Below are 18,349 nucleotides of genomic sequence, written 5' to 3' on the forward strand. Positions count from 1 at the left end.
ACCATGCGTCCTCAACAGAAGCCGACACGCGCATTGATCGTGGTTCGACTTTCCAGACTCACCGATGAGTCGACCTCGCCCGAGCGTCAGCTCGAAGTCTGTAAGAAGCTGTGCGAGGCCCGCGGCTGGTCCATCGTAGGCGTGGCCGAGGATCTGGACGTTTCGGCTGGTAACACCTCTCCGTTCGATCGTCCGTCTCTGTCCAAGTGGATCGGAGACGGCGAGGGAGACCCTGGCCGAGCCCACGAGTACGACGCGATCGTGTTCTACCGGGTGGACCGGCTCGTTCGTCGAGTTCGGCACCTGGGCGAGATGATCACCTGGTCGGAGAAGTACGCCGTCAACATGGTGTCCGCGACCGAGTCGCATTTCGACCTGTCTACGCCGATCGGCGTAGTAATCGCCCAGCTCGTCGCGTCGTTCGCAGAGATGGAGCTGGAAGCGATCAGCGATCGCGCCTCGTCGGCGCACCAGCACAACATCCGGTTGGGCAAGTTCGTCGGCGGCTCCCCGCCGTTCGGGTACGTGGCCAAGGAGACGACCGACGGGACCGGGTGGCGGGTCGTTCCTGACCCCGAGATGACCCAGGTCATCCGCGAGATCGCCGAGCGGGTGCTGAACGGCGAGCCTCTACGCCGGATCTCCGACGACCTGAATGCCCGAGGAGTGCTGACGCCTCGGGACCGGCTCCGCATCAACAAGGGCCAGAAGCCCATGGGGTTCCAGTGGCACTCAAACTCACTGAAGCGGCGGCTGACCTCCCCGGCGATGCTCGGGTACGCGATCACTCGCGAGCAGTTGCTGGACGCGCGAGGCAAGCCCGTGGTCAACAAGCGAGGCGAGAAGGAGTACGGACCCGATCAGATCCTTATCGGCTCCGATGGGCTGCCTGTACAGCGCGCCGAGCCGATCCTGACCAAGCCGCTGTTCGAGCGGCTACGGGCCGAGCTGGAGCATCGTGCGGTTCGGAAAGAGCCCAACAAGCGAACGAACTCGCTGCTTCTGCGGGTGCTGTTCTGTTCGGTGTGCGGTGGCCCGGTGTACCGGGCCAAGGGCAACGGTGGCCGGTCGAACCGGTACCGGTGCGGCACGGTCCAGACGCCGAACAAGTGCGGCAACGGCTCAGTCCTGGAGCACGTTATGGACGACGCCGTCGAGGATCAACTACTCGCGCTGATGGGTGATTCCGAGCGGCTGCAACGGGTTTGGGATGCGGGCGAGGACACCGCCGAGGAACTCGCCGAGGTCGAGGCGAGGCTGGCCGATCGAACAAGCCTGCTCGGCATCGGCGCATACAAGTCCGGTACTCCGCAGCGTGCCACGCTCGCTGCCCTGATCGATGCTGACGCCAAGCTGTACGACCAGCTAGCAGCAACCACGACCCGGCCCGCTGGCTGGACCTGGCAGCCGACCGGTGAGACGTTCCGCGACTGGTGGGGTCGGCAGTCGGTGCCAGAGCGGAACATCTACCTCCGCACGATGGGCGTCGAGGCCTGGTACGACACTCGGGAGGAGTTCAAATTCAGACTTGAGTTCGGCGCGCTGAACAAGATGTCGGCCGGACTCCAGACGGTCGGACCGATCGAGACGATGACCGACGCGTTCGTCAACATGGCCGAACACGGCATAGCCGGAATCGAGATCCGGGGCCGCAAGGTTGTGGCCGTCTCGAAGTCCGGCGAGCGGGTCGAGCTGCCGTTGGACATCACCGAGGAGTGATTCGGCACCAGGCCGGCCAAAACCAGGCAGGTCCAGGCACCCCCGGAACCGAGGAACGTTCCGCAGCGTCCAACCTCGTATGGACGACGAGAGAGAACACTTCCTGTTGTGGGAACTGGAGATCCTGCGGGACCGCTGGCTATCCGAGGAGTACCCGGACTAGTCACCCTCCAGGAGTGGAACCAGGACCGCCGTGCCCTTGTCGGTCAGGTGGCCACCGGCACGCCCTGGTGACCTCTCCAGCAGCCCCTTTCTGGTGGCTTGCCACAGGTGATTCTTGATCGCCGCCGCCGACTTGCCGGTGAGTGAGGCGAGGTGCTCCATCGGCTTGTCCTGGCCGTTGTTGACGACGCCGACGTAGACGCGCGAAAGAAGTACGAGGTACTCCGGCGTGATCGCGCCACTTGCCGCGTGACTGGCCAGTAGCCCGGTCAGCTTGCTCTCGGTGTCCTGCCGCGCTCGTTGCCAGCGTTTCGAGGCGGCCAGCTTCCCCCGCAGTCGCTCCAGCGCGTACTTGAAGTCCACGTCTCTCAGCACCGTCTGCGAAAGCCCGCCGGGCGGACACGTGTCGGGGTCAGAGGGGTAAATCACCAACATGGCTGGCCCGCCCTGCGTCTCGCCCTCGGGCCACTGCATCGCCGCGACCCATTCGTCGTTCGGGCCGATATCAATCTCCACCGAGAACCTGCTGTCGTGATCCACCTGCCAGTTCGCCATCCCGCCACACTAGCACGGTTAACGTGTTTGACAGACCGGTTAGACACACCATACATTCTGGGAGTCGGCAACTACGGCAGCCCGGATCCCGGGCGAACCCACGGCAGCGGGACGAGCTGCCACAACCGAGGAGAGAACACGAGAATTGACCAACAACATCGGCGAGGTCGAGACCTCGGCATCGGGCATCAAGTTCGTCCGCCCGCTGGGCAACCAGGCCGCCAAGGCCGTGCCGAACCACGTCGACCGGTGGCGACGCGAGAACCCGAACCACGTGTACCGGCAGGAAGTGAAATCAACCGGCGGAGCGTGGGTCCAGTTCTGGGGTTTCCGCGTCTACTACGGCCCGTGCGCCGAATGCGGCGGGCTCGTCCACACCCGGCGGAAGATCTCGCACAAGAAGGACGGAAGCACCAACACCGCCCGGTGGCCGAAGTACTGCACCGAGTGCAACGAGAAGCGGCGCGCGGCGCACGATGCCGGTGCAGCTGAGCGGATGCGGGCGCTACGCAAGCGCAGAAGCGAAGGTCAGCCTGGGTCTGATTCGTATGTAGCCCGCAAGTCGGGGGGCGGGTGGTACGCCACTGCGCCGAGTAGCCACTACCTTGCGTGAGCAAGATCACTGGAAGCTGCAGGCGGAGAACGTGTTCCGAATATGTACTGAGTAATCGAAAGGGAGAGAAGGCATCCCTTGAACGTGCGAGCTTGAGCACCGGTGGGGTCGGTGCTCGTTCGCATCCCGACGAGTCCCCAACTCGTCGGAGGTCGGTCGGTGTAGGCCTTTCTCCTTCGCCGACCGCCAGAACTTCCCGAGGCTGCTTGCTCTCGGAAGCCGCTGATCCTTGCCAGCGGATAAGGGACGGCTGGCTGCCAGTCCCGCTCTTGAAAGAGGAACCGAGATTCCCCGGCCTGCTTGGTCATGGCAGGCCGGGGTTTTTCTCGGCCCACACCCGATAGCCCTACTCGAACCCAAGGAGGTGGCGTCATGCCCGCCCATCGCTGTACTCGCCACCCACACCGTGGCCCCGAGGACTACCGGCCAGATGGCCGGACCTGCATCCACTGCAGCCGCGAAGCTCAGCAGCGTTACAGCGCTCGCTGCCGCGATGCGCTGCGGACCTTGAAGGCCCAGGCCGGCCAGGCCTGAGCTACACCCCACAAAGACCGGCCAGATGCCGGTCTACCACCACCCACCTAGATGGAGGAATCCATGAAGTTGAACGACTTGCCGAGGTCTTGGCAGATCCACATCCGCGAGCTCCGGGCCGAGTCTGCCCGGTACCGCGTCGAGAACGTGAACCTTCGCGCTCAGATGGAGGATCTGACCGAGGCCGGCCGCAATGCCTAGTCGAAACCTGGTCCGGCACCACGGCAAGCTCGGGGCTCACGGCCCCGGTGGAGGCCAGTTGTACGCATCCGTGCCGATGGAGCTTGCCCGCGATGGCAAGCTCTCGTATCTCGCCCGGTCGGTGGCGATGTACGTCTGGTCGCATGACGAGAAGTGGCAGCAGTCGGCCTCAGCGGTGGCGGTGGCCCTCGGCATGGATCGAGGCACCGTAGGCAAGGCCCTCGCCGAACTAGAAGAGCACGGCTGGCTCGTCCGTGAGGTTCACAACAAGATCGGCCCGAGCGGCAAGCCTCGCACTGCGTGGGAACGTTGGCACGTACAGATGACGAATCGACGATTCACGTCGGAGGAGATTCGCGGGCTGCGGGCTGCCCCGGACGTGCGGGCCACACCCGCACCTTCTGACCAGACGTGCGGGCCACACCCGCACGGGGGTGCTGGTACCACCATCACGGACGGTGCGGACAACACCAGCACCATAGAAGTGGAATCAGGAGTGCACCCAGAAGTGCACTCCAGTAGTGCAAGTACTGATCAGGACGAGACCGGCCTTGTGAGCCGGACTCTTGCGGTTGCGGGTACAGACGCAACTGCAGGTGGTCGGGGCCGGGGAGGCCCCTCCCATATGGAACCTGCATCTGCTGGTGCCCCCGAGGCACCGGAGGAGAACCGGCCTGAAGGCCTGCATTCGTCGAACGGGTTCCCCGACCCGTTCGCGGGCGAGTCCGCATGGCGAGCTGAAGGACACGCACGAGAGGAGCGTGCCGTGCCATCTGTGCCCAACTTTCACTACGAAGAGCCGCCGTCCACTCGAAGGACGGCGGGACGTAAGCGACAGCGATCGTTCGCCAATCGCATGGCGGACCTGGGATGACCTGATTCAACTGCACATCACGCCGAGAGGGCCACGACCGATGTCGTGGCCTTTGTGCTGCCCGGACCCCGGCAGCGACAACACCAGAGGAGAGATGAAGACATGGAAGAAAATCAGACCGATGTTCCCGGCCTTGAGGGCCACGCTGACGGAGTTTCTGCCGGTTCGGGCACCTCGGGTACCCCCGACGCCGATAACAGTGCTCAGCGCACCAGCAAAGAGGCCCGCTACCGGGTCGAACGCAACGCTGCCCGCGAGGCGCTGACCGCCGCACAGGCTCGCATCGAGCGACTGCAGCGAGCGGAGATCGAGCGACTGGCTGCTGACGCAGGCCTGGCGCATGCCTCGGATGTGTTCACGCTGTCCGGCAACGGACCAGTCGACTACCTCGACGACGACGGCAACGTCGACCCGGCCCGAGTGGCAGCGGATGTCACTGCCGTCCTGGTCGAGCGTCCCGGCCTGCGGAAGAACGCCCCCGCGTTCGATCCCTCGCAGGGCACCGGGGGCAACAAGCCGAAGCAGTCGGCCCCGTCGTGGGGCGCACTGTTCCAATGACTTCGAACGCTACAGATATACGGATATATGGATATATGGATATATGGATATATGGATATATGGATATACAGCTATCTGCATAGCTGTATATGCAGACAGTCTGCGACTGGCTAGCGTTCACCTCAAGGGGCTGTGCCCCATGAGGATTCGGTCCGTGACCGTCTCCTGATCCACCCCCTATCAAGGCCTCCGGCAATCGAGCTGGGGGCCTTTCTCATGTCCCGGAAAGGACAACACCATGGCAGTTCTGAACAACAACCTCGCTAACGCCTTCACCCCGGAGGACTACGGCAAGCTGATCGATACCGAGGTCGACGCGAAGTCGGTGGCCTTCCAGGCCGCGACCGTCGTCAACACCGACAAGCATCAGGTTCGTTTCCCGGTGCTGCTCTCGGATCCCGAGACCGGCTGGTACGAGGAGAACACCCCGATCACCCTGGTCGACCCGGAGACCAACGAGATCGTCGTGATCCCGTCCAAGGTCGCCGGTCTGACCCAGGTCTCGAACGAGGCTGTGGACGATACCGATCCGGCGATTGCCGCCCAGATCGGCAAGGCGCTGGCCCGCGACATCGGCAAGAAGATCGACGCTGCGTTCTTCGGCAACACCGTGACCAACGGCCCGTCGGGCCTGCTCTCGGTCGCCGGTGTCCAGGTGGTCGACACCGGTGCCGGTTGGACCACGCTCGATTACGTCCACGATGCGAAGTCTCAGGCGATGGCGAACGGTGCCGAGCTGAGCCACATCGTCCTGGCCCCGGATGTGGCACTGGCGCTGTCGAAGGCGAAGACCGGCGCCGGCTCGAACCTGGGCCTGCTCGAGACCGTCGACGACGGAATCAAGCTCGCTGGTCTGATCGCTCTGGTCTCGCCTGCAGTCTCGGCCGGCAACGCCTGGGCGCTCGACTCTTCGCAGGTCATGACCGTGCGCCGTCGTGGCACCACGGTCTCGCAGTCGAAGGATGCAGCGTTCGGCTCGGATGCAACCCAGATCCGCGCCGTCTCCCGAGTCGGCTTCGGCTTCGCGAACCCCGCTGGCATCGTGCGCCTGCACCCCGCCGCCTGACGAATTAAGCACGAAGCCCCCGGCAGCAACGCCGGGGGCTTCCCTTCACCTATTCATTCTGTTCCGAATTGTGTAGCACCGGTCTCATCTTTGCCTTCGTGGCCACCACTCGGCCAGAACTTAAATCGACGTGCAACGCAACTTCTCCGCGAAGGTCGAGTTCGCTCCCCACCGGTACGACGCGCAGGTCTTCAACCTTCCCTTTAGTGCTAGCAAATTGCATCGCCGTGCGCTGGTGAGCGTCGTCTTCCACAAACTGTTCATCGCCGAAGCAGCGGTGCACGTGAATCACGTTTCCAGTGTTTGCGTCGTAGACAACAAACGTGCGGCTTCGCATGTCTTCTTCATCTTGAGGCTGGGTCGATTCGATGGAATCACTAAAAGAAATATGCATGACTATCCCTTCAGGACCAGAAGCTCAGCATCCATCGAGCCCTCGTGTAGCCATTGAAGGTCGCGACAGCGAATGTAATGCTCGTCATATTCTTCCGAAAAGCGGACAGCATTGGCGTTTGAACATTCTCAACCCCATTGTCGCTAACAATTTGATAAATAAAACAGGACGCCCCTGCGTAGTCCGATTCGTCACCAGATGTGACAGCCCCAAGCGCGATATCCGCGAACGTATCACGGTTTCTGACCTGGATTGTCATCGAGTGCTGGTAGGTGTTGTCGTCGCCGCTTGCGTTCCCCACCCCTAGCCGGCCCGCCTTTTGACCTAGCATTGTGACTCCGATTCTGCGCCGTCGGTGTACACCGACCTCACGGTACACCGACCTCACCACTTCTCGCACGCCGACTGCATGGAATCGAATACTGCACTCGCCGACTGTGCGTGCGGAAATGCCGAATTGCACTGATTGCAGTACTCGATATCCGCCATACGGCGCAGAAGTAATGGACCGACCTAATGGCACCCCAGGGGGGCTCCCCCCGGCATCCCTCTCGACCGGGACGTTATGCGGCCGCCACATCTTGTGCGGCTTTCAGAACCCGATTTTTCACCAGATGCCCTGTTCAAGGGCAATTTCCCCATTCAGATAAAGGAGTTGAAACGCCTATGCGGCCACGAATGCCGAAGGGTTTCGGGTCGGCAGGCCAGAAACTCTGGAGAACCGTCCTGGACGAGTACGAGCTGGACAACGAGCCCGCCAAGCTCGAGATCCTCGCCCACGCCTGCCGGGTGTCCGACACCATCGCCGAGCTGGACCGTGCGACTGCCGATCAGCCGCTGACCGTCCGAGGCTCCGCAGGCCAGATGGTCATTCATCCACTGATCTCAGAGGTCCGGTTCCAGCGGGCGTTACTCGCCCAGCTACTCGCCCGACTCAACTTCGCACCTCCCGAGGAGGACTGATGCCCAGAGGTTCTGGGATGTCGCCGACCAGGCGACGCAACCGCAAGCCGACCGGCTCGAGCCCCGAGGCTCTGGCTGCCCGTCTGCCGGACGATCTCCGGTCGCTCGAGGGTGTGGGTACCCCCAGCGAGTACCAGGCGCTGCGGGGCCACGTCGCCGACTGGCTCGACCATGCAGCACCAGGTCAGGGCCAGGTTCAGGCCTCTGCAGTGATGACCGCAGCCGGTCTCTCGGCTGCTGAGTTCTACCGGATCGCCCTCGAGGCCGGCCAAAAGCAGGCAGGCCCCTCCGCACACAACCAAGGAGCACCGCATGCCCTACGCAATCGCTGAAGATGTCCAGGCCGTACTCGGTCGGGCGCTGACGCCCGAAGAGACCGGGATGGTCAACCGCCGACTCGAACAGGTCGAGCGCATGATCATTCGCCGGATCCCGGATCTGGCCGACCAGATCACTGCAGGATCCATCGACCGCGCCGACGTGGTCGACATCGAGGCCGAGGCCGTCCTGCGTGTCGTCCGCAACCCTGAGGGGCTATTCTCCGAGACGGACGGCACGTACGGCTACCAGCTCGACCGTGAGACCGCATCCGGCAAGCTGCAGATCCTCCCGGAGGAGTGGCAGACGCTCGGGATCCGCCCGAGCAAGATGCACATAATCGTGCCGAATCTCGTTGCCCCGGCGCACCGCCCGATGTTCGGGGCGGGTGGCTGATCATGAGTCTTCTCAATCGTGGAACCGAGACCGTGAAGGTCTTCCCCGAGGAAGTCATCATCGACGAGGACGGGAACAAGCTCACCCGACCGAGCAAGGTCGGTATCCTGGTCAAGGCTGTTGTCCAGCCGATCAACCTGATGGCAGCCAACTTTGAGTCTCAGAACATCGGGTTCGAGACCACGACCAAGTACAAGCTGAGGCTGGTCGGATACCCCAGCCTGCTCGGTGCCCAGTCCGCCGTCGAGTGGCGCGGCAAGCGGTACGTCATCGACGGGGAGCCCTCGATCTTCAACGGCTCGCCGCGTACGGCACGAGCCGAATACGTCATGCTCCGCAAGTGACGACCTCGAGGACTCGCAGGTGCCGACTGCACCTGGGCGATCGCTGGAGGCCGCGCGGTGGCGGCCCCCAGCGTCGTTCACTACTTCTTCTTGCCCTCGACGACGGTCGTCTTGGGGTGAGAAGCCGCGTGCTTCTTGGTCACGTACCGTCCGGTGATTGCGCTGCGCGCCTTACCGGAGCCGCTCGACTTAGCCACGGTCACAGCCCCCGAATCGTCGTGGTGCGGGTGACCGTGTTGATCTTCATCGGCACGGTCTTGGTGATCGTCGTTCCACCACGCGTGATCTTGATCGGCACACGAGCGGTGCCAGTCCTGCGGGTGATGTTGGTGTGGCGAACGCGGCTCATGGCCGCCTCCATTTCCGCCGGGGCGGTTCAAGAACGATCCCGTGAAACTGGCCACCCCATCTAGAAGGGCCAGCTAGCCTGAGTTACGCTCGAAAGGCATCCTGGAAAATGCAGTCAAGCGCACCCGGCTCGGGGACCTAACCCCGATGTCGGGGCCTTGTCGTGTTCCGGCTGTTACCGAATCTACACCTTGTGGCCGACAGAAAAGTACAACCCGAGATCTTGTGAGTGACACGGTTGATATTCCCAGGTCGGCACCTCACGTGCGGGCCCCGGTCGGCGTGACCCAGGTCACAAATCGCCTGGTGGCCTGACTTGCGCCCGCGTTCATCGCCTAGCTGGACCGAACAAGTTGGCAGCGTGCGATCGGTTGTCGAACTGCCGTAACTTCGCGCAGGAGGACGTCTCCACTCGAGCGTTGGGCACGGTGAGCCGCCGACGATGATGTGGAGCCCTGGGGGCGCTGTCCCCCTGCCCGAGCGGAGCACCCAAGGGTGCCGGTGTCGAAACCCCCACCCCGAAATTTTCCCACGAACCGCATCCCCGCATCGCGTCAGGCCACGACGAATAGCCCGCTCCCACAATGGAAACAGGCTGTCGCGAACCCTCAGCATGTCCTGGCCAGGACTGCACCATGCTGAGAGCGCCCGCCCCGGTTGGCGGGATGAAGAACACCGGGTGCCGCTGGTTCTCGTCGAGCGGCGCTTTGAACGACGGCAGGCCAACGGCCCGCACCGCGCCCCCAGGGATTGCGCCCTGGAAGGCGGAACGGGTCGTTAGCTGGTGATGTGTCGGGGAACGCGTGAGAGGGAGGTGGTCCCGAGCGCGCGGCGTGCGGGATGCAAGGTCTCAACCTCACAGGTGACGGTGGATACAGCTATGCTGCGGGAGTTCATTACGGACCTTCATTCCGTCGTGACCAAGATCCCCGATCGGTGTTGGTAGCACCTACGGGGATCGTCCCCATTTGGAGTTAAATGGGAATCATCGAGTATCCGCCTGGGACGACGCCTGCGCGATACCGATTCCTGGCCCGAAACCGTCTGGTGGCCGGGTTGTCCGAGGCGGTGGTGGTGGTCGAGGCGGGGTGGCGCAGCGGCGCGCGGAACACGGCGACGTGGGGTCGGCGGCTGGGACGTCCGGTGCTCGCCGTACCGGGGCCGGTGACGTCGGCGGCGTCCACCGGCTGCCATCGGATGATCCGAGTGGGTGAAGCGCGCTTGGTCGCAAGCGCGGCCGATGTCGTGGAGGAGGCGGGCCCGATCGGGGTGGATGGCGACGACAGCGGCCCTGCACGTTCGCTGGACGCGTTGTCGGGTGACAGTGCGACGGTCTACGAGGCACTGCCCGCCAGCGGTACGCGAGCCACCCGCGAGCTGTCGGAGGAATCCGGACTGCCGATCGATCGGGTGCGGGCGGTCCTGCCGATACTCGAGCTGGAGGGGTTCGTGGGGTCGGACGAGTCGGGATGGTTTCGTGCGAGGTGATTCACGCCTCGCGCATCATGACGTCCTTGATGCGCGCGATTCGCTCCGGATCCTCGTCGCCCCCGGCGCGACCGACGAGCGTGGTCAAGGTGGTGATGACCGGTTCGCCGGTGTCGTCGGTGACGAGATTCTTCGTGACGATGATGTCGGTGCCCGCGGTCTGCCGGAACGATTCCAGGGAGACATCCACCGACAACCGGTCGCCCGCCCGCATCGGCCGATGGAAGATCAGCCGCTGGTCGGTCTGAAGGATCTGGCTCAGATCGAATCCGGTGATGATCTGCTCGAGCAAGAACTTCTGTGCAATCGCGCCGATGACCGAGACGAAGGTGAGGGGCGCGATGAGCGCGGGATGACCCAGATCGCGTGCTGCTTGCTCGTCGTAGTGTGCGGGATGGTCGTTCTGCACTGCGATCGCGTACTCCCGCACCTTCTCCCTGCCGACCTCGTAGTAGTCGGGCATGCGGTAGCTGAAGCCGACCAATCGCTGGGCGCGAGTGGCGCGGTCTTCCGTTGGTTCCGCGGATCGGGTCACTCGTCGAGTGTGACTTACGATCGGCGCCGGCGGCCGAAATCGGACAGAGATCGCGCCGGTTACGACAAATCGTTTCCCGCGGGAAACATGCCGTCGTCCAGTGGACAGCAAGGCATGCCGCACCGGGTGCGGTGATCGCCTAAAGTCGCGTCATGGCTACCGTCTGGACCGTTCCCGATGACATCACCCGTGTGCTGCTGGCGGCGCCGGGGATCCGCGACTTCCTCACGAACGACGAGGGGCGGGGAGCGGTCAGCGATCCCAAGGTGCGTCTGGCGGAGTTCGCCGCAGTGGTGGGATCACTCGGAAAGAACGCGGGACGGACGTTCAGCTCGGTACGGGACGCCTCCGGTGTCCTGTTCGAGGGGCAGGCCGTCGGCGGGGTGATGATCTCCGACGCCCTGCGTCTGGCGGTGATGCGGGTGATCACTGCCGAACCGCGCGAGCGCAAGCCGGCGCCGAATCCGCTCCCGGCCCGGGTGGTCGAGAATCTCGGCCTGTACGTCTATGCGCTGCGCGACCCGCGGGACAAATCGATCTTCTATGTGGGTGTCGGCCGCGGCAACAAGATCTACTCACACGACTGGGATGCGCTGGGGGAGGCCGGCACCCTCGATGCAGAGTCGGTCGGCGAGCCGGATCGGGAGGAGGCGCGCAAGGCATGGATCCAGCGCATCCGCGACATCTACGCTGCCGGTCATTCCGTGGACCACGTCGTGCTGCGGCATCGGATCGAGGCAGCCCATGACGCGACGGCCGAGGCGCGCGAGGCCATTCATGTCGTCACCGATGCGCTCCGACTGCTCGAGCGAGGTTCCGGTCGTACCGTTCTGACCAACTTGGTGGGCGAGCCTGCCGACCTCGAACGGCGGGCGATGACGGTGGAGGAACTGGCGGTCCAGTACTCGGCTCTGCCTGCGCCGGACCTGCCGGTGCCGGGCGCGCTGGTGCGGGTTTCGGCGGCCGCTGATCAGTCGCTGTCTGCCGAGGAAGTGTACGAAGCGGCCCGGTGTCCGTGGCCTGCGAGCGCGACCGCGCGGAATATCGCGGGCCTGCCGGTGATCGTGTTCGCCGACAACATTGTTCGTGCGGTTTATCGAGTTGGTTCGTGGAGTCAGGTGGGGCCGAACGCCGATCAGCAGTTCCGGTTCACCGGTGAGCCGGATCCTGAACTCGAGGCCGCGTTCGTCGGCACCCGGGTTACGCCGGATCGGGCGGGGCTCAAGGCGTGGCCCGCGCACGGCTGGGTTCAGCGAATGACGACGGCGCGTCCTCACAAGCGCTGACCCTCAGGACTCCCGAAGACAGTCTATGGTTAGGTAACGCTAACTATGGGCTGTCTTTGTTTTCGAGGAGTGTTGAAGTGGCACGAAATACGTCGACGTTGACAGTGGTACGCACCGAGCGGGTTACGCCACACATGGTGCGAGTTGTGCTGGGTGATCCGGGGTTCGACTCCTTCGAGCCCTCCGTTCTCACCGACTCCTACGTCAAGATCGAGTTCGAGTCGGGTGACGACACCGTGCTCCGGACGTACACGGTCCGATCCGTGGATCCCGTCGCTCGGGAGATCGCGGTCGACTTCGTCGTCCACGGAGACGAGGGGGTTGCCGGGCCGTGGGCCGCGACAGTGCAACCCGGTGCGACGGTGACCGTGCGCGGCCCCGGTGGGGCGTATGCGCCGCGGGCGGATGCCGACTGGCATCTCATCGCGGGCGACGAGTCCGCCCTTCCAGCGATCTCGACGGCCGTCGAGGCATTGGCGCCTGATGCGGTGGCAAAGGTGTTCATCGAGGTTGCGGGCGCGGACGACGAGATCGAGTTGCCGGCCGGCCCTGGAGTGGAGATCGCGTGGATCCACCGCGGCGCCACCGCCGATACGGCGGGCGACGACCTCAGCGGTGTGAATTCCCCGTTGGTGGCCGCGGTGCGGGCGGCGGAGTGGCTGCCGGGCGATGTCCACGTCTTCGTGCACGGCGAGGCCGAGGCCGTGATGCATGGCCTGCGCCCGTACATCCGCAAGGAGCGCGGAGTGCCCGCCGCGTCGGCCTCGATTTCCGGTTACTGGCGTCGCGGTCGCACCGAAGAAGGCTTCCGCGTGTGGAAATCGGAACTGGCGGCAGTCGAGGCAACTACGAACTGATCGTCTCCGGGCCCGTGGTCTGCGGACTGCGGGCCAGGATCTTCAGCGCCGTCATCGCGACCGTGCCCGAGGCGACGATCGCGATCGCCATCGGCAATGCGGTGCCGCCGATTCCCACCAGTGGAGATACGACAGCGGCGAGCCCGAATTGGCACGCGCCCATCAGTGCCGATCCGGTGCCGGCCGCATCCGGAACCTGGCCCTGCGCCAGGGCTGTGGCGTTGCCCATGATGAAGCCGATGCTGGTGACCACGCCGAACAGCGTGGGGAGAACCAGCCAGATGCGGGTGTCGCCGATTGTGGTGGCGAGCAGGAGGAGTACGCCCGAGGCGAGCAACAGGGCGACGCCGAAGGTCAGGAGTTGTCGAGCCTGGTACGTCCCGATGAGCTTGGTGTTGACGATGCTGCCCGCGACGATCCCGGCCGAATTGACCGCGAACACGATCGAGAACTGGCCGGGGGACAGACCCATCACTTCCTGGACGACGAACGACGACGCCGAGATGTACGAGAACAACGCCCCGAACCCGAACGCGAACGTCAACGCGTAGCCAACGTAGACGCGGTTGCCCACGACGTACTTCACGTTCCGGGCGAGTGCCGTCAGCCCCCCGCCGTGGCGGCGCTCCTTCGGCAGCGTCTCCGGCACGAGGAACAGCACACCCAGAAGCATCACGATAGAGGCTCCGGCGAGGACCCAGAAGATGCCGCGCCACCCGATCGGGCCCAGCAGGGCCCCGCCCATCAGGGGCGCGACGACGGGGGCGACCCCGCCGATGATCATCATGATGCTGAACAGCCTGGCCGCCACGTCACCCTTCGCGCGGTCCGCGATCACCGCACGCGCCAACACGATTCCCGCACCGCCACTGAAACCCTGCAGCAGGCGGGCGGCGATGAGGATTTCGATGGTGGGGGCGATCGCGCACAGCACACCGCTGATCGCACACAGCACCGTGCCGAGGATCAGCAGCTTGCGCCGACCGAGGCCGTCGGACAGCGGTCCGATGATCAGCTGACCCACGCCGAGACCCGCCATGAAGGTGGCGAGCGTGAGCTGCACACTCGTGTCGGACGTGCCGAGGCTGCCGGTCATCGATGGCAGCGCCGGCAGATACATGTCGGTGGCGAGGGGAGCGATTGCCGAGAGAAGGGCCAGAACGCACAGCATGGGGAGGGGAATCGCTCGTTTCACGCGAGAACCCTACCGGCGTGCGCACTTGCGAATTCGGTCGGTCGCGGCGACCGTGGACGGCATGGAATCCCGGTCGCCGCGCACCCCACTGCCCCCGATGCTGCAGGTGCACCTCGACGACTACGACGAGTTCCTGCGCCTCGAGAGGGGGCGGTCGGAGCACACGGTGCGCGCGTATCGGGCGGACGTCGCCAGTCTCCTCGGCCACCTTGCGGCAGGCCGGGCGAATGCGGTTCTGGCAGATCTCGATCTGAGGGTGCTGCGGGCCTGGCTCGCGGGCCAGGCCGCGTCGGGCACCGCTCGGACGACGCTCGCGCGACGGACGTCGTCGGCGAAGGGGTTCACGGCGTGGGCCGAGCGCACCGGACGGATGCCGGTCGACCCGAGTGTTCGCCTCGTGGCCCCGAAGGCGCACCGGACACTGCCGCCGGTGTTGCGGCAGGAGCAGGCCGCCGAGGCGATGGTGGCCGCCGAATCCGGTGCCGCCCAGCAGGATCCCGTGGCTCTGCGCGACCGGCTGATCGTCGAGTTGCTGTACTCGACCGGTATTCGCGTCGGGGAGCTGTGCGGACTGGACGTCGGCGACATCGACCACGATCGGCGTGTGCTGCGGGTGCTGGGCAAGGGTGACAAGGAGCGGGTGGTTCCGTTCGGCAGGCCCGCCGAGGAAGCGATCGGTGTGTGGCTACGTGCCGGGCGACCGCATCTGGAAAGCGAACGTTCGGGTGAGGCGCTGCTACTCGGACGTCGGGGCGGACGGCTCGACCAGCGACAGGCGCGCGAGGTGGTGCACGATGTAGTGCAGGCGGTTCCCGGCGCTCCGGATCTGGCCCCGCACGGTTTACGGCACTCGGCTGCCACCCACCTCCTCGAAGGAGGCGCGGACCTGCGTGTGGTCCAGGAGTTGCTCGGTCATTCGAGCCTCGCCACGACCCAGCTCTACACGCACGTTTCCGTGGCGCGACTGCGAGCGGTGCACGACCAAGCTCACCCGCGGGCCTGACCGGCGTCTCCGGTCGGTAGCAGCCGTATGGGCACGGCTCGCACCAACGGCAGTGGGTCGAGATATTCGCGATCGCGTCGCAGCCCCCAGTGCAGGCACGCCGCCGCGGCGCACTCGGGGTGCCCCGACACGACGGTGCCGAGGACGGTTCCGCGCTCCACGCGTCGGCCCGCAGTGACCGCTGCGTCGACGGGTTCGTAGGTGGTGCGCAGCCCATCGGCATGGTCGACCGAGACGACGGGCTTGCCCGCGACCGTGCCGGCGAACACGACGATGCCCGCTCCCGCAGCGAGCACGGGCTGGCCCGGTGCCGCCGCGAGGTCGACGCCGCGGTGCCCGGCCAGCCAGTTGCGTTCCGGCCTGTCGAACGGCCGTGCGATCTGCGGACGGGGGCGTAACGGCCAGTCGAATTGCGGGCGACCCTGGTCGGGCACCGCAGCTGTCGCCGGTGCGGCGGCTGGTGCGGCGGTCGGTGCGGCTGTCGACGGGGGCGATGTGGCCGGGCTCAGCATCAGTGCGAGCGTGACGCCGACCAAGGCGCGTCCGGCTCTCGTGTTGTTCATGAGACGAGCCAAGCTCACGCGACGGCGGTTGGGGCGGTCGCGGACCGGATTGTGGATGGACGAATCGTTCATCCACAGATTTCGGGGTTCGACGGGTGCGCTGACCTGCGGCGGGTGGCCCTGGACGAGCGGGTTAGGTCTCGCAGGGGCGACGCCGTACACTTGTCGAGCGGTCTGTGCTCGCACAGTCCGACTTCGCGCGCCCGCGCACATATCCGGCTGTCGGCTGGTCCAGCATTCGTGCAGGTCCGACATCGGGCGGGCGCCAGGGCAGGGATCACCGATCCCTGCGACAACCGGCACTTGAAAGAAGAGGTACACAGCCATGGCTGTTGTGACCATGAGGCAGCTGCTCGACAGCGGCGCACACTTCGGGCACCAGACCCGCCGTTGGAACCCGAAGATGAAGCGATTCATCTTCACCGACCGCAACGGCATCTACATCATCGACTTGCAGCAGACGCTGACGTACATCGACAAGGCGTACGAATTCGTCAAGCAGACCGTTGCCCACGGTGGCACGATCCTGTTCGTCGGTACCAAGAAGCAGGCGCAGGAGTCTGTCGCGGGTGAGGCCACTCGCGTCGGAATGCCCTACGTCAACCAGCGTTGGCTCGGCGGCATGCTCACCAACTTCTCGACCGTCCACAAGCGCCTGCAGCGCCTGAAGGAGCTCGAGGCGATGGAGCAGACCGGTGGCTTCGAGGGTCGCACCAAGAAGGAAATCCTCATGCTTACGCGTGAGATGACCAAGCTCGACCGCACCCTCGGCGGCATCCGCGACATGGCCAAGGTTCCGTCGGCCATCTGGGTCGTCGACACCAACAAGGAGCACATCGCCGTCGGCGAGGCGCGCAAGCTGAACATCCCGGTCATCGCGATCCTGGACACCAACTGCGACCCCGACCTCGTCGACTACCCGATCCCGGGTAACGACGATGCGATCCGTAGCGCGGCGCTGCTGACCAAGGTCGTGGCCTCCGCTGTCGCCGAGGGCCTGCAGGCCCGCGCCGGTGCCAGCGCTGACAAGGACGCGAAGCCGGAAGCAGGCACGGGCGAGCCGCTCGCGGAGTGGGAGCAGGAGCTCCTGTCGCAGGCAGCTCCGGCCGCCGACGTCATCACCGAGGGTGGCCCCGAGTCTCCCCGTGAGGCTGTCGCCGAGGCCGACTCCAAGCTCGCCGAGGCTCCCGCGGACATCGCGGACGCCGAGCAGCAGGCCTAGTTGATTCGGCCCCGACCAGAGAACCTGGTCGGGGCCGTTTCACGCCGCTGCTTTTGCCTGGCACCGCTCGAGTCAGGCATCCGTAACTCATCCGAGGAGGATCGCCCCATGGCGAACTACACCGCCGCCGACGTCAAGCGGCTCCGTGAGCTCACCGGCTCCGGCATGATGGACTGCAAGAACGCGCTCACCGAGACCGACGGCGACTTCGACAAGGCTGTCGAGCTGCTTCGCATCAAGGGTGCCAAGGACGTGGGCAAGCGCGCCGAGCGCACCACGGCCGAGGGCCTGGTTGCGGCCAAGGACGGCGTCATGGTCGAGATCAACGCCGAGACCGACTTCGTCGCGAAGAACGCGGAGTTCCAGGAGCTGGCCGACAAGGTCGTCGCTGCTGCCGCCGCCGCAAAGCCGGCCGACCTCGAGGCTCTCAAGGCTGTCGACGTCGACGGCAAGACTGTCGACGCCCTGGTCCAGGAGCTCTCCGCCAAGATCGGCGAGAAGCTCGAGCTGCGTCGTGTCGTCTCCTTCGACGGCCCGGTCGCGACTTACCTGCACAAGCGCGCCTCCGATCTGCCCCCGGGCGTCGGCGTGCTCGTCGAGTACACCGGTGAGGGCGAGGCTGCGGCCGATGCAGCTCGCGCCGCCGCGATGCAGGTCGCTGCGCTCAAGGCCAAGTACGTCACTCGCGACGAGGTCCCCGCGGACATCGTCGAGGCCGAGCGTCGTATCGCCGAGCAGACGGCCAAGGAGGAGGGCAAGCCCGAGGCTGCGCTCCCGAAGATCGTCGAGGGTCGCGTCAACGGCTACTACAAGGACGTCGTCCTGACCGAGCAGTCCTCGGTCACCGACTCCAAGAAGACCGTCAAGGCCATCCTGGACGAGGCCGGCGTCACGATCACCCGCTTCGCGCGGTTCGAGGTCGGCGCCAGCTAGTCGCACTTCCACACATCGGCCCCGCCGGTCGAGTGGTCGTGGTCGTCGGTTCCCACGGGGACCGGTGATCGCGACCCACTCGATCCGTGCGGGGCCGACGTGTGCAACGGGTGGGGTCAACTGGGGCGATTCGCGGTCGATGAGGCAGGATGAGAGAGTCCGCGACGTCGGACGGCTCGTGAGGCTCGGCCCGACGACATCGCGCCCCGCCCAGCGGGAAAC

Annotated in this window: 21 protein-coding genes and 1 pseudogene; 16 read left to right on the forward strand and 6 right to left on the reverse strand. The window is 65.2% G+C overall.

Features of this window, described 5'->3' with window-relative positions:
* Positions 1-3: 3 nt before the first annotated feature.
* The gene (locus C8K36_RS14685; RefSeq protein WP_107985256.1) at positions 4-1,719 is read left to right on the forward strand and encodes a recombinase family protein; all 1,716 of its coding nucleotides are present in this window, start codon (positions 4-6) and stop codon (positions 1,717-1,719) included.
* Positions 1,720-1,878: 159 nt separating this feature from the next.
* Here C8K36_RS14685 and C8K36_RS14690 read toward each other — a convergent pair whose 3' ends face one another.
* Entirely contained in the window at positions 1,879-2,436 is a 558-nt protein-coding gene (locus C8K36_RS14690) for a hypothetical protein (RefSeq protein WP_107985257.1), read from the reverse strand.
* 145 nt (positions 2,437-2,581) lie between these two features.
* Here C8K36_RS14690 and C8K36_RS14695 point away from each other — a divergent pair, with 145 nt between their 5' ends.
* The 5 genes from C8K36_RS14695 (at position 2,582) to C8K36_RS14710 (ending at position 6,282) form a co-directional block, all read left to right on the forward strand.
* Positions 2,582-3,049 (forward strand): hypothetical protein, encoded by a 468-nt coding sequence (locus C8K36_RS14695; RefSeq protein WP_107985258.1) that lies wholly within the window; start codon positions 2,582-2,584, stop codon positions 3,047-3,049.
* A 597-nt stretch (positions 3,050-3,646) separates the two neighbouring features.
* Entirely contained in the window at positions 3,647-3,784 is a 138-nt protein-coding gene (locus C8K36_RS24835) for a hypothetical protein (protein ID WP_181319565.1), read from the forward strand.
* 76 nt (positions 3,785-3,860) lie between these two features.
* Entirely contained in the window at positions 3,861-4,658 is a 798-nt protein-coding gene (locus tag C8K36_RS25455; protein ID WP_420910900.1) for a helix-turn-helix domain-containing protein, read from the forward strand.
* 102 nt (positions 4,659-4,760) lie between these two features.
* Positions 4,761-5,216 carry a hypothetical protein gene (locus C8K36_RS14705; RefSeq protein WP_107985260.1) on the forward strand — a complete coding sequence of 152 codons (456 nt, stop codon included), beginning with the start codon at positions 4,761-4,763 and terminating at the stop codon, positions 5,214-5,216.
* Positions 5,217-5,454: 238 nt separating this feature from the next.
* Entirely contained in the window at positions 5,455-6,282 is an 828-nt protein-coding gene (locus tag C8K36_RS14710) for a phage major capsid protein (protein ID WP_107985261.1), read from the forward strand.
* A 49-nt stretch (positions 6,283-6,331) separates the two neighbouring features.
* Here the strand turns inward: C8K36_RS14710 and C8K36_RS24560 are convergent, their stop codons facing one another.
* Positions 6,332-6,676, reverse strand: a complete 345-nt coding sequence (locus C8K36_RS24560; RefSeq protein WP_146176497.1) for a hypothetical protein — start codon at positions 6,674-6,676, stop codon at positions 6,332-6,334.
* A gap of 666 nt (positions 6,677-7,342) precedes the next feature.
* Here C8K36_RS24560 and C8K36_RS14720 point away from each other — a divergent pair.
* The 4 genes from C8K36_RS14720 to C8K36_RS14730 are packed head-to-tail and all read left to right on the forward strand — an operon-like array spanning position 7,343 to position 8,697.
* Complete coding sequence (locus tag C8K36_RS14720) at positions 7,343-7,639, forward strand: hypothetical protein (protein WP_107985263.1); 297 nt, start codon at positions 7,343-7,345, stop codon at positions 7,637-7,639.
* Complete coding sequence (locus C8K36_RS24565) at positions 7,639-7,971, forward strand: hypothetical protein (RefSeq protein WP_146176498.1); 333 nt, start codon at positions 7,639-7,641, stop codon at positions 7,969-7,971. Before C8K36_RS14720 ends, C8K36_RS24565 begins: the two co-directional genes overlap by 1 nt.
* A complete protein-coding gene (locus C8K36_RS14725) occupies positions 7,952-8,353 on the forward strand; it encodes a Gp19/Gp15/Gp42 family protein (RefSeq protein ID WP_107985264.1) in 402 nt (133 codons plus the stop codon). The genes C8K36_RS24565 and C8K36_RS14725 overlap by 20 nt, the downstream gene beginning before the upstream one ends.
* A 2-nt stretch (positions 8,354-8,355) precedes the next feature.
* Positions 8,356-8,697, forward strand: coding sequence for a hypothetical protein (locus C8K36_RS14730; RefSeq protein WP_107985265.1), 342 nt, complete (start codon positions 8,356-8,358; stop codon positions 8,695-8,697).
* A gap of 199 nt (positions 8,698-8,896) precedes the next feature.
* Here C8K36_RS14730 and C8K36_RS24840 read toward each other — a convergent pair whose 3' ends face one another.
* Positions 8,897-9,046 (reverse strand): hypothetical protein, encoded by a 150-nt coding sequence (locus C8K36_RS24840; RefSeq protein ID WP_181319597.1) that lies wholly within the window; start codon positions 9,044-9,046, stop codon positions 8,897-8,899.
* Positions 9,047-10,029: 983 nt separating this feature from the next.
* Between C8K36_RS24840 and C8K36_RS14735 the strand changes: the two are divergent.
* Positions 10,030-10,533: pseudogene (locus C8K36_RS14735) on the forward strand (DNA-processing protein DprA); the annotation flags it as partial.
* A 1-nt stretch (position 10,534) separates the two neighbouring features.
* Here the strand turns inward: C8K36_RS14735 and hadA are convergent.
* Positions 10,535-11,068, reverse strand: a complete 534-nt coding sequence (gene hadA / locus C8K36_RS14740) for a (3R)-hydroxyacyl-ACP dehydratase subunit HadA (protein ID WP_107985266.1) — start codon at positions 11,066-11,068, stop codon at positions 10,535-10,537.
* A 152-nt stretch (positions 11,069-11,220) separates the two neighbouring features.
* Between hadA and C8K36_RS14745 the strand changes: the two genes are divergently transcribed.
* Complete coding sequence (locus C8K36_RS14745; RefSeq protein WP_107985267.1) at positions 11,221-12,354, forward strand: GIY-YIG nuclease family protein; 1,134 nt, start codon at positions 11,221-11,223, stop codon at positions 12,352-12,354.
* A gap of 77 nt (positions 12,355-12,431) precedes the next feature.
* Positions 12,432-13,211 (forward strand): siderophore-interacting protein, encoded by a 780-nt coding sequence (locus C8K36_RS14750; RefSeq protein WP_107985268.1) that lies wholly within the window; start codon positions 12,432-12,434, stop codon positions 13,209-13,211.
* On the opposite strand, the gene C8K36_RS14755 is transcribed toward C8K36_RS14750, so the two are convergent.
* Entirely contained in the window at positions 13,201-14,382 is a 1,182-nt protein-coding gene (locus C8K36_RS14755) for a multidrug effflux MFS transporter (RefSeq protein ID WP_107985269.1), read from the reverse strand. The two genes, C8K36_RS14750 and C8K36_RS14755, sit on opposite strands and share 11 nt — an antisense overlap.
* An 85-nt stretch (positions 14,383-14,467) precedes the next feature.
* On the opposite strand from C8K36_RS14755, the gene C8K36_RS14760 reads away from it, so the two are divergent.
* Positions 14,468-15,409, forward strand: a complete 942-nt coding sequence (locus tag C8K36_RS14760) for a tyrosine recombinase XerC (RefSeq protein ID WP_107985511.1) — start codon at positions 14,468-14,470, stop codon at positions 15,407-15,409.
* On the opposite strand, the gene C8K36_RS14765 is transcribed toward C8K36_RS14760, so the two are convergent.
* Entirely contained in the window at positions 15,394-15,972 is a 579-nt protein-coding gene (locus C8K36_RS14765; protein WP_107985512.1) for a M23 family metallopeptidase, read from the reverse strand. The two genes, C8K36_RS14760 and C8K36_RS14765, sit on opposite strands and share 16 nt — an antisense overlap.
* Before the next feature lie 325 nt (positions 15,973-16,297).
* Between C8K36_RS14765 and rpsB the strand changes: the two genes are divergently transcribed.
* Positions 16,298-17,194 (forward strand): 30S ribosomal protein S2, encoded by an 897-nt coding sequence (gene rpsB, locus C8K36_RS14770; protein WP_107985270.1) that lies wholly within the window; start codon positions 16,298-16,300, stop codon positions 17,192-17,194.
* Positions 17,195-17,302: 108 nt separating this feature from the next.
* Positions 17,303-18,127, forward strand: coding sequence for a translation elongation factor Ts (gene tsf / locus C8K36_RS14775; protein ID WP_107985271.1), 825 nt, complete (start codon positions 17,303-17,305; stop codon positions 18,125-18,127).
* Positions 18,128-18,349: the final 222 nt, after the last annotated feature.

The sequence above is a fragment of the Rhodococcus sp. OK519 genome (assembly GCF_003051005.1).
Lineage (GTDB): Bacteria > Actinomycetota > Actinomycetes > Mycobacteriales > Mycobacteriaceae > Prescottella.